The organism is Amycolatopsis sp. Poz14 (genome assembly GCF_006704225.1).
GTDB classification, from domain to species: domain Bacteria; phylum Actinomycetota; class Actinomycetes; order Mycobacteriales; family Pseudonocardiaceae; genus Amycolatopsis; species Amycolatopsis nivea.
The window spans coordinates 2,274,269-2,288,295 of record NZ_JACLHD010000001.1 but is presented as its reverse complement, the minus strand read 5'-3'; the positions used below and the strand labels follow the sequence as shown (position 1 = coordinate 2,288,295).

Below are 14,027 nucleotides of genomic sequence, written 5' to 3'. Positions count from 1 at the left end.
GACAACTGCGCCGCCTCAGCCGTGCCAACCGGTCACAACGCCCCGATCTCCTCGCACGCCTTCCGCACCCCAGCGCCGTAAGCCGGATCCGCCTTGGCGCAATTGTCGATATGCCGCTCGACCGTCTCCCTGCGCGCGCCCTTGATTCCCCGCGCCGTGTTCTCGAACAATCGCTGCCGCGCGCCCTCGTCCAGCAGCCGGAACAGGTTTCCGGGCTGCTCGTAGTAGTTGTCGTCGTCCTCGCGATAGTCGAACCGGTCCGCGACCTCGCCGCCCGGTCCCGCGGGCTCGGCGTACTGCGGCTGCTCCGCCCACCGTCCGAAGGAGTTCGGCTGCACGCCCGGCACTCCGCCCTGGTTGCCGTCTACGCGCATCGCGCCGTCGCGGTGGTAGGTGTTGACCAGCGCCGCCGCGCGCGGGCAGTTGACCGGGATCTGGTGGTGGTTCACGCCGAGCCGGTAGCGAGTGGCGTCGCCGTAGGAGAACAGCCTGCCCTGCAACATCTTGTCCGGGCTGACCGAGATCCCCGGCACCAGGTTGGCCGGGGTGAACGCGGCCTGTTCGACGTCGGCGAAGTAGTTCTCCGGATTGCGGTTCAGCTCCAGCTCGCCGACCTCGACGAGCGGATAGTCCTTTTTGCTCCAGACCTTCGTGAGGTCGAACGGGTGGAACCGATAGGTCGCCGCGTCCGCCTCCGGCATGAGCTGCACATAGAGCGTCCACTTAGGATAGTCACCGCGTTCGATCGCGTCGTACAGATCGCGCTGGTGCGATTCGCGGTCCTCGCCGATGAGCGCGTCCGCCTCGGCGTCGGTCAGGTTTTCGATGCCCTGCTGGGTGCGCAAGTGGAACTTCACCCAGTGCCGCTCGCCCGCGTCGTTGATCAGGCTGAACGTGTGCGAGCCGAACCCGTGCATGTGCCGGTAGGTCTTCGGGATGCCGCGGTCGCTCATCACGATGGTGATCTGGTGCAGCGCCTCGGGAAGATTGGTCCAGAAGCCCCACTTGTTCTCCGCGTTGCGCAGGTTTGTCCGCGGATCGCGCTTCACCGCGTGGTTCAGGTCGGGGAACTTCAGCGGGTCGCGGTGGAAGAAGACCGGCGTGTTGTTGCCGACCAGGTCCCAGTTTCCTTGCGAGGTGTAAAACCGGACGGCGAACCCGCGGATGTCGCGTTCCGCGTCGGCGGCGCCGCGTTCCCCGGCGACGGTGGAGAACCGCACGAACGTCTCGACCTCGTTGCCGACCTTGCTGAACAGCGCGGCCCTGGTGTAGCGGCTGATGTCGTGGGTGACGGTGAACTTGCCGAACGCACCGGACCCCTTGGCGTGCATCCGCCGCTCCGGGATCACCTCGCGGTCGAAGTGCGCGAGCTTTTCCACCAGCCAGAGGTCCTGGAGCAGAACCGGACCGCGTGCGCCCGCGGTGAGGCTGTTCTGGTTGTCGGCGACCGGCGCGCCCGCCGCGGTGGTCAACGGGTCGGTGTTGTCAGCGAAAGTCATCGCTCCTCTTTCGTTGCATTCGTCCGCGAAAAAGGACTTTGCCGCCAAGATGGTACCGAAACGCGAAGGTGATTCACTCCGACAAATAGCGTAAATTGCCGCAGGAATATTCCTCATTACGAGAATAGATTCGCATCCTGCGCATTCATTCCGGAATACGTGCCAGGCACTGCGGATTTCCGGTTATTCCTCGCTGTCGCGCACGACGAGCGCGATCTGCACCCGGTTCACCACGCCGAGCTTCGCGAACAGGCTGCTCGTGTGCGCCTTCACCGTCGCCACGCTGATGTGCAGCCGCGCGCCCACCTCGGCATTCGACAGCCCTTCCGCGATCGCCCGCGCGGTGTCCCGTTCGCGTTCGGTCAACGCGGCCAGCCGCGCCCGCGCCGCCTCGCGCGCGGCACGCCGGCTCCCCGACGACTGCGGCCCCATCGCCGCGGTGATCAACCGGCTGGTGGCGGCCGGGGACAGCGCGGGGTTCCCGTCGGCGACCGCGCGCACCGCGGCCAGGATGTCCGGCGGCGGGGTGTCCTTGAGCACGAACCCGAGCGCCCCGGCGCGCAGCGCGCCGAGCACCATCTCGTCGGAGTCGAAGGTGGTCAGCACGAGGATCCGCGGCGGGTCCGGCCAGCTGAGGATGGCTTCGGTCGCGCTCAGCCCGTCGCGGCCGGGCATCCGCACGTCCATCAGCACGACGTCCGGCCGGAGCCGGCGGACCTCGGCGATCGCGGCGTCGCCGTCCGCGGCCTCGCCGGCGACCTCCAGGTCGGCCTCGCCGTCGAGCATGAGCCGCAACGACATCCGCACCAGCTGATCGTCGTCGACGATCACGACCCGCACCCGGTCCACTCACTCGCTCCCTTCGCCGCGGGCAGGCCACGGCAGCCACGCGGTCAGCACGAACCCGCCGTCCGGGTCCGCGTGATGGTCAAGGTCGCCACCGGCGAGCTCGACCCGCTCGGCAAGCCCCAGCAACCCGAACCCGGCGGACGGCGGCGGCGCCACGTTCTCGGTCGCGCCGGAATCCCGCACCGTCACGCGCAGCCCCTCGCCCTCCCCGCCCTCCACGGTGACACACACGTCGGCGCCAGGCGCGTGTTTCCCGGCATTGGTCAGTCCTTCTTGGACGATCCGGTACACCGTGCGCGCCAGCAGATCCGGCGGATTCCCGACCGCCTCCGGGGTATAGCTGACCTGCACCCCGAGCGCCCGCGCGTCAGCGACCAACGCGGGCAGATTCGCGAGCGACGGCTGCGGCGGCTCAAGCCCTCCCGGACTGGCCCGCAGGACCCCGAGCACCTCCCGCAGCTCCTCCAGCGCCTGATGCGCACCGTCGGCGATCCCCCTGGCCAGCAGCGATACCTGGTCAGGCGGCAGATCGGCGCGATGCCCCAGCACGCCGGCCTGCATCGCGACCAGCGACACCCGGTGCGCGAGGACGTCGTGCATCTCGCGCGCGATCCGGTGCCGCTCGACAATGCGCGCCTCGGCCGCCCGCGCGACCTGCTCGCGTTCGGCGCTCTCCGCGCGTTCCCGCAGCGACTGCAACTCCTCGCGCCGCGCCCCGATCGCCGCTCCGACCGCCACGACGATGCCGGTGACCAGCACGATGAACGAAATGGACCACCACCACGGGTCCGGGTCGGAACCGCGTGGGTAGAGCCCTTCGGTGACCGCCGCGGTGGCGACGCAGGCCAGCCCGATGAAGGTGGTCTCGAACAGCCGGCGCCGAGTGGCGAGCGACCCGAGCACCAGCAGCGCGGCTCCCCCGGCGGACGTCGACACCGCCGAGACGATGATCACCCCGGTCGCGATCGAGAGCGGGTACTTCCGCCGCCACAGCGACGCGACCAGACAGCCGAGCCCGACGATCGGGTCGCCGAAAATCAGCCACCCGATCCGCGGGTCGTCGGACCCCGCGGGCAGATGAGACGCGACCGCCACCCAGGCAACCACGCCGAGCAGCGCGGCCACGGCCAGCCGCCACCCCTGCTGCCACGGCTTGAGCTTGACCTGCGAAACGATCACCAGCCCATCTTCGCCGATCCGCCCCCGCCGTGCAGCCGCCCTCGGCACACCCCGCGCCCTAGACCAAAGTAGTAACCCTCGACTTTGGTCGGCCCCGGTTCGCTCCGCAGGTCCGATGCGCACCGTAGCCGCGGCCGACACACTGGGAGCACCACGACTCAGGGAGAACACATGAGCAAGGGCGGCTACTCAGCAGTGCAGATCGTCGGCATGGTGCTCACCGTCGTATCCGCACAGGCCGCGATCCGCAGTTTCTTCGACCACGACGCACGCCAATTGTGGGGCGCACTTGATTGGGTCCCCGGCGGCTGGGGCGGACAATTAGCCGCACTGGTAGTGCTGACCCTCGCCGGAGTAGTCCTCGCCGGCTGGGCGCACGACCGCACCAAGGAGAAAAGCTGAGTCCATTGCGGACTCAATGCACCTCCGGCCCGAGCGCCGCATACGTCTCCGGACGCTTGCGTCGCAGATACTCCGCCATCGCCAGCCCCGCGACGATCAGGATCGGCAACAACCACGGCAACAACCCGATCCACGCCGCGTCGGACCCGGCCATCGTCGGAAAATTCAGCACCGCCAGCACGATCACGCCAATCAGCCCAGCCCCGCCAAGCCCCGGCGCGACAAACGTGCTCCACCAATGCGGATCCCGCCGCTGCCGGAAGAACACCACCACCGCGATCGACGCCATCGCCTGCAACACGAGGATCGCCAACGTCCCGAACCCGGTCATCGACGACGTCAAGAACGCGACCGGATCAAGCCCAAGCACCGCGAAGATCGCCGCGACGACCGTAGCGAACCCGATCTGCGCCGCACTGGCGTTACGCGGCGAACCAGAAACCGTACGCCCCAACACCTTCGGCAGCACACCGTCCCGAGCAAGCGCGTAGATGTACCGACTAGCGGAGTTGTGCAACGCCAGCAACGCGGCGAACAGACTCACCACAAGCAACAACTGCATGACATCGGTAAGCACGGTCCCGAGCACGTCCTGCGAGGTAGCCAAGAGCAGGTCCCCCGCCGCGAGATGATCCTGCGCCACGGCTTTCGCGTTCCCCACCCCGATCGCGCTGACCAGCGCAAGCGAGGTAATCGCAGCGAAAACCCCAATAGCGATCACCGCGATATAAGTAGCACGCGGCACCGATTTGTTCGGATCGCGCGCTTCCTCGCTGAACAACGCAGTCGCCTCGAACCCGATGAAACACGTGGCAGCAAACAACAACCCAAGCCCGATAGACCCGGACGTGACGACCGCAGGCGACAACGCACTGAGCGAATACCCAGACTTCACGAGCACCGCAACGTCGAAGACAACCAGAATGCTGACCTCAAGAATCAGCGACACCGCAAGCACCTTCGCCGAAACGTCCACCCCACGACGACTCAGCAAAAACACCGCGACGACGGACAACGCAGCCCAAAACTCCCACGGCAAGTCCAAATGAAAGACCCGGTTGACGACCCCGCCCGTCAACGCACCAGAGGTCCCCACCGCCCCCGCGACGAAACAGTTGTATCCAGCCAACGCCACAAACGCCCCGGACAACCCCGCCGGACGCCCTAAGGCCGCAGTAAGATACGCGTAGAACCCACCAGCGTTGGACACGTACCGGCTCATCCGCGCGTAGCCAACCCCGAACAACAGCAACACAATCCCCGCGATCAGGAATGATGCAGGCATCCCGCCGCCATTGCCGAGCGCGATCCCGAGCCCCGCGATCACCACCATCCCGGTCAACGGCGCGACCGCAGCGAGCACGAGAAACGCAATCCCGCCAGTGCCGAGCGCATTAGCGCGCAGCTGCCCTCCGACAGCCTCCGGTGTCGACTGCTGTGCCATCCAGGCCTCCCGATCCGCTACAAGGCGCCCATTTGCCCCGCAGCGACCCAGTGTCGCTTGCTAGAGGCTGAGGGCCTTGTCATCGCAGGCAGAAGTCTTGCCAATCCGCGCACCCCCACTCCGGTGAGGTTCGTGGGGCCCCCTCACAGCCGCTGATTCCCTCAGGGCCCCCCTCACGACCAGCGGCCGGTACGTGAGGGACCCCTTCACGGACCCAGATTCCCTCAAGGACCCCCTCACGACCCACTCGCCCGCCCCGCACCCACCGGGATGCGCCCCAATGCGGCATTGGGTGCGCTCAACGCACCGAACGCCACATTGGGTGCGTCACATGCACCCAATGCCACATTGGGGCGCAAGCCCCGCCACCAACGAAACCGCACCGATGCACCCAACGTCGAGGCACCCACACCGCCCCCAACCCCGATCCGAAGCCCAACTGCGGTCGGTGGGTGCTTGTCAAGGCATCTTTCCCGCCTTGACAAGCACCCACCGACCGTCAGCACAATAAAACTTCGGGGTGGCGGCCCCCCTAACGAGCGCAATGTCGCCGCCAGGCGACGAGCCGAACCCCCGGCGAACCAACCGTCCACAATAGACCAAGCCTCCATCAGCTATGCTCAACAACGTGCCAACCCCAGCAGGCAGCAAAGGAATGCCGCGCCCCGAACGGGAGCGGCTGATCCTCGACGCCGCCGTCCAGGAGTTCGGCACCCAGGGCTACGCCCACGCCTCAGTAGCCGCCATCGCGCGCCGAGCGGACATCTCCAAACCCCTGGTATACGGCTACTTCGAATCCAAAGACGGCCTCTACCTGGCCTGCCTCCACCGAGGCGCAGCCCCGCTGGTCGACGCCGTCACCGAAGCCCAAACCGGCACTGGCCTCACCCGCGCCCTAGGCACCCTCGAAGCGATCTTCCGCACCCTGGAACCCCGTCGCCTGGACTGGGCCGTCCTCTGGGACCCGACGCTGCCCCCAGGCTCCGCAGTGGACGAAGCAGCCCGCTCCTACCGCCGCAAACTCTCCACACTCGGCGCCGAAGGAACCCAGGAAGCCTTGGCCTCAGTGGGTTTCGCGGACCCCGCCGACGCCTCGCTGTTCGCCCGCATCTGGTACGGCGCGGTCGCCGCCACCGTCAACTGGTGGCTCGAGCACCCCGAGGAACCCGCCGAAACCACCACTCAGCGATGCGCCCGCATCCTCACCTCCCTGCGCGGCTGACCTCGCAATCCACCCACTCGAAGTACCCGCTCCCCGAAACCGGCCGCCCCCGAAACGCACCGGAATACGTGTACGCACCGACATAACCGCGCCCATGGCCGTACCGCAGCGGACTGTCCACAACCGCCTCCACCGCCACGACCTCCTCCGCGCCGTCCCGCACCGTCCACCGGAACCGCTCCGGAACCCGCATCTCCCGCCCCCGCGGATCAACCTCCGGCTCAGCCCGATGCTCCACCTCGACCCGCACCTCCCGAAACACCGCCGCGTCACCGCCGAGCGTGCGCAGATGCGCCAGCCGGCAAGCCGTCGCCCCAGCCGCGCGGACATCGGTGAGCAACAACTGTGTCCGGTCATCGAGATTGATGATCTGATAGGTGAAGAAATCAATCGGCAGCTTGAACCGCTGCGGCAACGGCGAACGCCGAAGTGCTTGCGGCGAAAGAGATCGCGCGTACTCCACAGTGCAGAGACCGCCGATTTCCGTCTCACCGGTGTCGTCAGTGATCATCCCGGTGAAGGTGGCGAGCAGACTCAAGTGATCGTAAGCCGGATTGCGCACGAACCACGAGACCTGCGGCGTCGCGGTGATCGCCAGATCCGCCGAGAACCCGTCGTACCGCGCGTGCACCTGATACGACGGATGCGCCGCTTCGATAGCCAGATCCGAATCCCACTCCAGCCGCGAACCGTCCTCGGCGAACCGGCATTCGGTGCGCGAGTCGTAAGCCCGGTAGTGGTGGTGCCCAGGCGCGGCAGTGGACGAGAGAACGGTCGTGGTGCGGCGCGCGTCGGAGGTCGCGAGGTAGTCGTTGTCGAAACAGACCGCGCCGGTGCTGCCGATCAAAGTCATGGTGTTGAGGTAGCGGTGCGGCCGCGGCAGCTCCGGCACGAAAATGCCGTAATGCGTCCACGCCCAGGTCCGCGAGCCCGGATGCGGCCGCAGCAGACCGGGCCGGTCGAACGGCTTCGCGGACTCCTCGATCCGCTGGTCGAAGCGAGGAAGCAGCTTGTTCACCACGAACGGCGCGGCAGCGGTCAGCACGCTCATCTTTCCTCCTCAATGCCTATTACCCTAGAGTAAGTTACTCAAGGGTCAATTCGGAAGGGAGCAGACGGATGACACGGTCCTGGTGGGGTTGGGGCGACGTCGAGGAAGCACTGACCGCCGAAGAAGCGGAGGCGCTGGTCGCGCGCACGGCCGCCTTCCTGCCCGCCCACGACTTCACCGACCACGCCCCGCCCCCGCCGGACGACCTGCCGGTGCCGCCGTCCCGGCTCCGCCCGCCCACCGCGCTGGCCCGGTTGTGCTCGACCGACTGGACCGACCGGCTGTCGCACGCGCGCGGCAAGGCGTTCCGCGACGTCGTCCGGAACCTGGAAGGCCGGGTCGAAGCGGTGCCGGACATCGTCGCGCGTCCGGAATCCGAGCAGGACGTGCTCGATCTCCTGGACTGGTGTTCCACCGACGGCACGCCGCTAATCCCGTATGGCGGCGGCAGTTCCGTCGTCGGCGGCATCGAACCGCGGTTCCCCGCGCCCGCGGTGTCGCTGGACCTCGGCCGCCTCGACCAGGTCGTGGAGATCGACCGGACGAGCCGCGCCGCGCGAATCCAGGCCGGGGTGTACGGACCGGCGCTCGAGGACCAGCTCCGCCCGCACGGGCTGACGCTGCGGCACTACCCCCAGTCGTTCACGCACTCCACGCTCGGCGGCTGGCTCGCGACCCGCGCCGGCGGTCACTTCGCCACCCTGGCCACGCACATCGACGACCTCGCCGAGTCGCTGCGCGTCGTGACCCCGGCCGGAGTCAGCGAGTCGCGGCGGCTGCCCGGATCGGGGGCCGGACCGTCGCCGGATCGGTTGTTTCTCGGCTCGGAAGGCACCCTCGGCGTGATCACCGAAGCCTGGATGCGGCTGCAAGAACGCCCTCGCTGGCAAGCGAAAGCGTCAGTCAGCTTCGCCCGGTACTCCGACGCGGTGCAAGCGACCCGGGCGATCGCCCAGTCCGGCCTCTACCCGGCGAACTGCCGTCTCCTTGACGCCGCCGAAGCGTTCCTCAACACCGGCGTCCAGGCAGACGGCTTGCTGCTGCTCGCGTTCGAGTCTGCCGACCATCCGGTGGACGCCTGGCTGGACCGCGCCCTCGAACTCACCGCCGACCACGGCGGCACCGTCACCGCCCGCCGCGGCGAGTCCGGTTCGACGTGGCGTTCGGCGTTCCTGCGCATGCCGTACCAGCGCGACGCCCTCGCCCGCCGGTCGATGGTGGTGGAGACCTTCGAGACCGCCTGCACCTGGGACGCGTTCGAGACCCTGCACGAAGCGATCACGACGGCCGCGAACGCGGCGATCGCCGAGATCTGCGGCGCGGGCGTGGTGACCTGCCGGTTCACCCACGTCTACCCGGACGGCCCCGCGCCGTACTACGGCATCTACGCGACCGGACGCTGGAGCAGCACCGTCGCACAGTGGGACGAGCTGAAAACCGCGGTGTCCGAAGCGATCCTGGCCAACGGCGGCACGATCACCCACCACCATTCGGTCGGCCGCGACCACCGCCCGTGGTACGACCGGCAGCGCCCGGACCCGTTCGCCGCCGCCCTCTCCGCGGCGAAAAACGCCCTCGACCCAGCCGGGATCCTGAACCCGGGCGTCCTTCTCCGCTGACCCGTCACCGCCGCAGATACCGCAACGCCCGCGCCGCCGCGTGGCTGCCGCACATCCCGTGCGCACCCGGTCCCGGCGGCGTGGCCGCGGAACAAACGAAATGCCCGGGGACACCCACGTCATACGGCTGCAACGTCGTCCGCGGGCCGAAAACCAGCTGCCGCAGGTCTTTCGCGCCGGTGAGGATGTTGCCGCCGACGAAATTCGGGTTCTCCGCAGCGAATTCCGCCGACGACGTCGTCACCGAACCAATGACCCGCTCCCGGAAACCCGGCGCGAACCGTTCGATCTGCGCAGTGATCGCCTCAGTAGCGTCACCGGTGAATCCATGCGGCACATGCGCGTACGCCCACACCGGATGCACATCCCCGACCGAACGCGTCGGATCAGCCAGATACTGCTGTCCCAGCAAAACGAACGGTCGCTCCGGCATCCGTCCACTGTGTACATCACGTTCGCCAGCAACGACCTCCGTCGCCGATCCTCCCAAGTGGACAGTCCCGGACGCCCGCGCTTCCGGTGACCGCCACGGAATCCCGCCCTTCACCGCGAAGTCCACTTTGAACGCGCCGGGACCGTAGCGAAACTTCTCGTACGCCCGTCGAATCCGCGGCGGCAACCGGTCGCCGAGCACCTGCGCGAGAGCGCTCGGGCCGACGTCCCACACCACCACGTCCGCCCGCGGCAGCTGCGAAACCGACTCCACCCGCACGCCAGTCTCGATCTTCCCGCCGAAGTCGGCGATCAGTGCGGCCAAGGCGTCGCTGATCGCCCGCGACCCGCCCTCGGCGACCGCCCAGCCGTGCCGGTGACCAGCGGTGAGGATGCCGAGCCCGATCGCCGACGACAGCGGACGGTCGAGCGGCCGGAACGCGTGCGCCGCCACCCCGAGCCACAGCGCACGAGCCTGGGGAGTGCGGAAGTACCGGGCCAGCACGGTCGCCGGCGCGACCGTCGGCAGACCGAACCGACCCAGCAGCAACGGATGTTTCGGCACTCGCAACAGTGGCCCGAGGATGTCCTCGCTCAGCGCGTCGTAGTTCTGCGCGGGCGAGGAGAACAGCGCTGACCAGCGACGTTCGTCCGCGCCGAGCCCGGCGGCGGTGCCGGAGACCGAGCGTCGCAGGACACCGGCGGTGCCGTCGTCGAGCGGATGCACGCAGTCGATTTCCGGCAGCCGCCAGCGCAGGCCGTACCGGTCGAGCCCGAGGTCGGTCAGCACCGGGGAGCCGACCGCCATCGGATGCGTCGCGGAGCAGTGGTCGTGGCGCAGGCCGGGGACGATCGCCTCGTAGGTGCGGGTGCCGCCGCCGATCTCGTCGGCGGCCTCCAGCACCGTCACGTCGACCCCGGCGCGAGCCAGCACAGCCGCCGCGGCGAGCCCATTGGGTCCGCTGCCGACCACCACCGCCGTAGTCATGCCAGCACGCTGCTCGTCGTCGCCGGGCTCGCGGTCCAGGTGACGGTGAGCGGGATCGGTCCGTTCGGCAGCCACGGCTGTTCGTTGACCGCGTCGGCCACCGTCCAGTGGCCGCGTTCGATCACGCCCAGCGCCGCGTCAATCACCTGGTAATGCTGCACCTTCGAGTGGATGGCCTGCGACTCGACCCACACCACGATCCATTCGCCAGGCGCGAAGCCGACCCGCTTCTGCACCGCGTTGACGAAGCTGAGGTCGTGCAGGTGCCCGTCGCCGAAGTTGAACCCGATGATCGAGTTGCAGCCGAACTCGGCCTCGCGCACGGTCCGCGTCTCGAGGTCCGGCAGGTTCTTCGCCAGCACCGAGAACAGCCCGCGGCCCTGGCTGTGCATCGACCGCCAGGCGATCGTCTGCTGCATGGTGATCTCGGCGACCTCCGCCGGATAACCCATCGCCTGCAACTGGTCGACCTGGTTCTTCGTCGGCCGGTGCGGCAGCGTGTTCAGCTTCGCCTCGGCCCCCGGCGCGAACGCCCACAGCGCCGACGCCCAGTTGCCCGCGTACTGCCGCATAGACGGCAGGAACGACACCAGGTCCGGCCGCAGATTGCCCAGGATCGGGAAGAACAGCAGCGCGGCCGCGATCACGACGGCGAGCCAGCCCGGCGTCATGTCGCCGACGCCGTACCCAGCGCTCGCCGGGAAGCCGAGGAACAGGAAGATCGCGAGGTAGCCGAAGAGAATGTTCCACTCCAGCGGCACCGCCAGCGGGAACGTGGACGTGATGAAGAGGTGGAACACCACCATCAGCGCGACCCCGGCGAGCGTGACCCAGTGATTGGTGGAGAACAGCAAAACCAGCGGCGTGATGATTTCCACCGTCGTCCCGCCGACGTGCGCCATGAACGACGCGAGCTTCGACGGACGGATGTCGTTCGGGAAATTCCGGTAATGCGCGCGCTTCAACCACTTGAACGGAACACACGGACTGTTGGACACCATCGGCGGCACCACATTCGTGAAGTGCTTGCCGAACTTCGAGACGCCCGCGCCGATCCAGACAGTGCAGATCAGCAGTTTCGCGGCGATGATCATGTTCACGAACGGCAGGAAGGCAAAGAACGCCAACGCGGGCAGATACTGTTCACCACGAGCGGCGAGGAAAATTGTCTTGTCCCGCAAGCCATTCAGCACGTACAGCACGATCGGCGCGATCAGCAATGCCGGACGCACGAGTCCGGAGGTGTTGCCGGGCAATGCGGCCGACAACGCGGCGTCCGGGACACCGGGAAGCACGATCGCGGCCAGCAGCGTGACGAGGAAAGCCAAGTACAGCAGCACATCGAAGCCGTTCCGCCGGTCGCCCGCGGTGAACGGCACGCGCTTCCACGGCCGCAACCGGATCGTTCCGGGCCGTGCCCAGAACAGGATCCCGCCGGTCATCGGCTTGAACTTGCCCGCGATCGGACCCCAGGAGCCGGCGACGCCGACCGTTTCCAGGAATACCGTCCACAGCACGAGCTTTTGGTAAACCACTGGTTCGTGCCACCACGCGGCGACCTCCCAGAACGGGCCGACACCGGACGTCGCGGTCGCCAGCGCGACTCCGGCCAGCACGTAGAGGAAAACCAGCTTCACCACGTACGTCGCCGGAATCATCTTGGGCGAGCCGAATCCGAACTGGACCCAGTGCAGTGCGAGCGCCTTGGTTCGTTCGAACAGTGGCTTCCGCAGGAAAGTTTCCGGATCGACCGGGGGAAAGTCCCCTGTCTTGAACCCCATTGTTCTCCGCCTTTCTCCGGGCAGCATCGACCGGGCCCGCCACTGCGGGCACGGATTTTTCTTTCAGATTCGGATCAGCTGGCCGCGGCGAGTTCCCGGCGCAGCGCGGGTTTGTCGATTTTGCCGACCGGGTTCCGCGGCAGCGCGGGCACGATGTCGATCCGCACCGGCACCTTGACCCTGGTCAGCCGTTCCCGGCAGTGTGCAAGCAGTTCGGCCTCGCTCGCTGTCCTGGACGGGTACAGCGTCACGGTCGCCACCGGCAGTTCGCCGAGCACCGGATGCGGCGCGCCGACCACCGCGGCTTCCAGCACCGCCGGGTGTGCGTGCAGTGCGTTCTCGATCTCCTTGGGGTAGAGGTTCTCCCCGCCCCGGATGATCATGTCCTTGATGCGGTCGACCAGGACGAGGTAGCCGTCCTCGTCGAACCGCCCGACGTCGCCGGTGTGCAGCCAGCCGTCGACGATCGTGGCGGCGGTCGCCTCGGGCCGGTTGAGGTAGCCGCGCATCACGTTTGGACCGCGGACCACGACCTCGCCGGGACCGTCGGTCACCAGCTGTCGCCGCGGGTCCATCAGCGCGACCTCCTGCCCGGGCAACGGAAGCCCGACGGTGCCCGGTTTACGCGGCCCAGCCAGCGGATTCAGCGTCGAAGCACAACTTCCCTCGGACAGTCCGTAGCCCTCGACGACCACCACGCCGAACCGTTCCTCGACGCGCTGGATCAGCTCGGCGGGCATCGGCGCGGCACCGCAAACCGCCAGCCGCAGCGACGAAGTGTCCGGCCGCACGGTCTCCGGCAGACCTGCCAGCCGGGCGTAAATCGCTGGCACGGCAGAGAAATACGTCGGACGGACGCGTTCGATCGTGTCGAAGAAGTCGTCGGCGCGGAATCTCGCAGTGATCGTCGAGCGGCCACCAGCGAGCAGCGGCGCGAGCACGCTGACCACGATTCCGTTGACGTGGAACAGCGGCAGGATCAGCAAACTGTGGTCTGCCGGGCCGAGTTCGAGCGCGTCGACGATCATTTCGGTCATCACTCGCACGTTGCGGTGGTCGAGCACCACGCCTTTCGGCTGTCCCGTGGTGCCGCTGGTGTAGATGAGCAACGCGACCGCGTGGTCGTCATCGGCCACCGGACCCTCGTCAGGCGCGGCGGTCGCCAATTCCTCGACCCGCATCGTCACCAGGTCCGAATCACTGTGCCCCACCACGACTTTAGCCCGCGCGTCGGCGATCTGGAACGAGGCTTCGCCGTCGGTCAGCTCCGGGTTCACCGGCGTGACCGCGGCACCGAGCCGCCAGGCAGCGAACAACACCACCGCGAACTCGACGCGATTCGGCAGCAGCACCGCGACGACGTCGCCGGCGCCGACCCCGCGAGCCCGCAACGCGGCAGCCGCGCTGCGCACTCGCACCGCGAAACCGGCGTTGCCGAGCTCGCCGTGTTCGTCAGCGAGACACGGCCGGTTCGGGTTTCGCCGGGCCCGTTCCTCAGGCAGCGCCGCGAGGTGCATCGTCGAAGTCCTTTCCCAGTGCGGCTCAGGTGGGAAATGACGGT

The 14,027-nt window shown here is 67.8% G+C and carries 11 protein-coding genes; 3 read left to right on the top strand and 8 right to left on the bottom strand.

Annotated elements, in window-relative coordinates; translation table 11 throughout:
• Window positions 1–32 precede the first annotated feature (32 nt).
• From FKO37_RS11170 to FKO37_RS11160, 3 genes are all read right to left on the bottom strand, one after another.
• Window positions 33–1,499 (bottom strand): catalase, encoded by a 1,467-nt coding sequence (locus tag FKO37_RS11170; RefSeq protein ID WP_037817026.1) that lies wholly within the window; start codon window positions 1,497–1,499, stop codon window positions 33–35.
• 183 nt (window positions 1,500–1,682) lie between these two features.
• Window positions 1,683–2,348, bottom strand: coding sequence for a response regulator transcription factor (locus FKO37_RS11165; protein ID WP_037817028.1), 666 nt, complete (start codon window positions 2,346–2,348; stop codon window positions 1,683–1,685).
• Window positions 2,349–3,527, bottom strand: coding sequence for a sensor histidine kinase (locus FKO37_RS11160; protein ID WP_238604404.1), 1,179 nt, complete (start codon window positions 3,525–3,527; stop codon window positions 2,349–2,351).
• Window positions 3,528–3,698: 171 nt separating this feature from the next.
• Here FKO37_RS11160 and FKO37_RS11155 point away from each other — a divergent pair, with 171 nt between their 5' ends.
• Complete coding sequence (locus tag FKO37_RS11155) at window positions 3,699–3,929, top strand: hypothetical protein (RefSeq protein ID WP_238604403.1); 231 nt, start codon at window positions 3,699–3,701, stop codon at window positions 3,927–3,929.
• Window positions 3,930–3,942: 13 nt separating this feature from the next.
• On the opposite strand, the gene FKO37_RS11150 is transcribed toward FKO37_RS11155, so the two are convergent.
• On the bottom strand, window positions 3,943–5,373 hold the full coding sequence (locus tag FKO37_RS11150; protein WP_134728169.1) for an APC family permease: 1,431 nt from the start codon (window positions 5,371–5,373) through the stop codon (window positions 3,943–3,945).
• A gap of 628 nt (window positions 5,374–6,001) precedes the next feature.
• Between FKO37_RS11150 and FKO37_RS11145 the strand changes: the two genes are divergently transcribed.
• Window positions 6,002–6,595: a TetR/AcrR family transcriptional regulator gene (locus tag FKO37_RS11145; protein ID WP_238604402.1), complete on the top strand. Its 594-nt coding sequence runs from the start codon at window positions 6,002–6,004 to the stop codon at window positions 6,593–6,595.
• Here FKO37_RS11145 and FKO37_RS11140 read toward each other — a convergent pair.
• Window positions 6,576–7,646, bottom strand: coding sequence for a DUF6670 family protein (locus FKO37_RS11140; protein ID WP_238604401.1), 1,071 nt, complete (start codon window positions 7,644–7,646; stop codon window positions 6,576–6,578). The two genes, FKO37_RS11145 and FKO37_RS11140, sit on opposite strands and share 20 nt — an antisense overlap.
• Window positions 7,647–7,714: 68 nt before the next feature.
• Here FKO37_RS11140 and FKO37_RS11135 point away from each other — a divergent pair, with 68 nt between their 5' ends.
• Window positions 7,715–9,265, top strand: a complete 1,551-nt coding sequence (locus FKO37_RS11135; RefSeq protein ID WP_037817037.1) for an FAD-binding oxidoreductase — start codon at window positions 7,715–7,717, stop codon at window positions 9,263–9,265.
• A 4-nt stretch (window positions 9,266–9,269) separates the two neighbouring features.
• On the opposite strand, the gene FKO37_RS11130 is transcribed toward FKO37_RS11135, so the two are convergent.
• The 3 genes from FKO37_RS11130 to FKO37_RS11120 form a co-directional block, all read right to left on the bottom strand.
• Window positions 9,270–10,685 (bottom strand): NAD(P)/FAD-dependent oxidoreductase, encoded by a 1,416-nt coding sequence (locus FKO37_RS11130; protein WP_134728167.1) that lies wholly within the window; start codon window positions 10,683–10,685, stop codon window positions 9,270–9,272.
• Window positions 10,682–12,466: a DUF3556 domain-containing protein gene (locus tag FKO37_RS11125; RefSeq protein WP_238604400.1), complete on the bottom strand. Its 1,785-nt coding sequence runs from the start codon at window positions 12,464–12,466 to the stop codon at window positions 10,682–10,684. Before FKO37_RS11125 ends, FKO37_RS11130 begins: the two co-directional genes overlap by 4 nt.
• 74 nt (window positions 12,467–12,540) lie before the next feature.
• The gene (locus FKO37_RS11120) at window positions 12,541–13,983 is read right to left on the bottom strand and encodes a class I adenylate-forming enzyme family protein (RefSeq protein WP_238604399.1); all 1,443 of its coding nucleotides are present in this window, start codon (window positions 13,981–13,983) and stop codon (window positions 12,541–12,543) included.
• Window positions 13,984–14,027 lie beyond the last annotated feature (44 nt).

What these genes read in the sequence shown, in the direction of transcription:
- FKO37_RS11140 (WP_238604401.1), bottom strand. Translation starts at nt 7,646, where the DNA reads ATGAGCGTGCTGACCGCTGCCGCGCCGTTCGTGGTGAACAAGCTGCTT.
- FKO37_RS11125 (WP_238604400.1), bottom strand. Translation starts at nt 12,466, where the DNA reads ATGGGGTTCAAGACAGGGGACTTTCCCCCGGTCGATCCGGAAACTTTC.
- FKO37_RS11170 (WP_037817026.1), bottom strand. Translation starts at nt 1,499, where the DNA reads ATGACTTTCGCTGACAACACCGACCCGTTGACCACCGCGGCGGGCGCG.
- FKO37_RS11135 (WP_037817037.1), top strand. Translation starts at nt 7,715, where the DNA reads ATGACACGGTCCTGGTGGGGTTGGGGCGACGTCGAGGAAGCACTGACC.
- FKO37_RS11150 (WP_134728169.1), bottom strand. Translation starts at nt 5,373, where the DNA reads ATGGCACAGCAGTCGACACCGGAGGCTGTCGGAGGGCAGCTGCGCGCT.
- FKO37_RS11155 (WP_238604403.1), top strand. Translation starts at nt 3,699, where the DNA reads ATGAGCAAGGGCGGCTACTCAGCAGTGCAGATCGTCGGCATGGTGCTC.
- FKO37_RS11130 (WP_134728167.1), bottom strand. Translation starts at nt 10,685, where the DNA reads ATGACTACGGCGGTGGTGGTCGGCAGCGGACCCAATGGGCTCGCCGCG.
- FKO37_RS11120 (WP_238604399.1), bottom strand. Translation starts at nt 13,983, where the DNA reads ATGCACCTCGCGGCGCTGCCTGAGGAACGGGCCCGGCGAAACCCGAAC.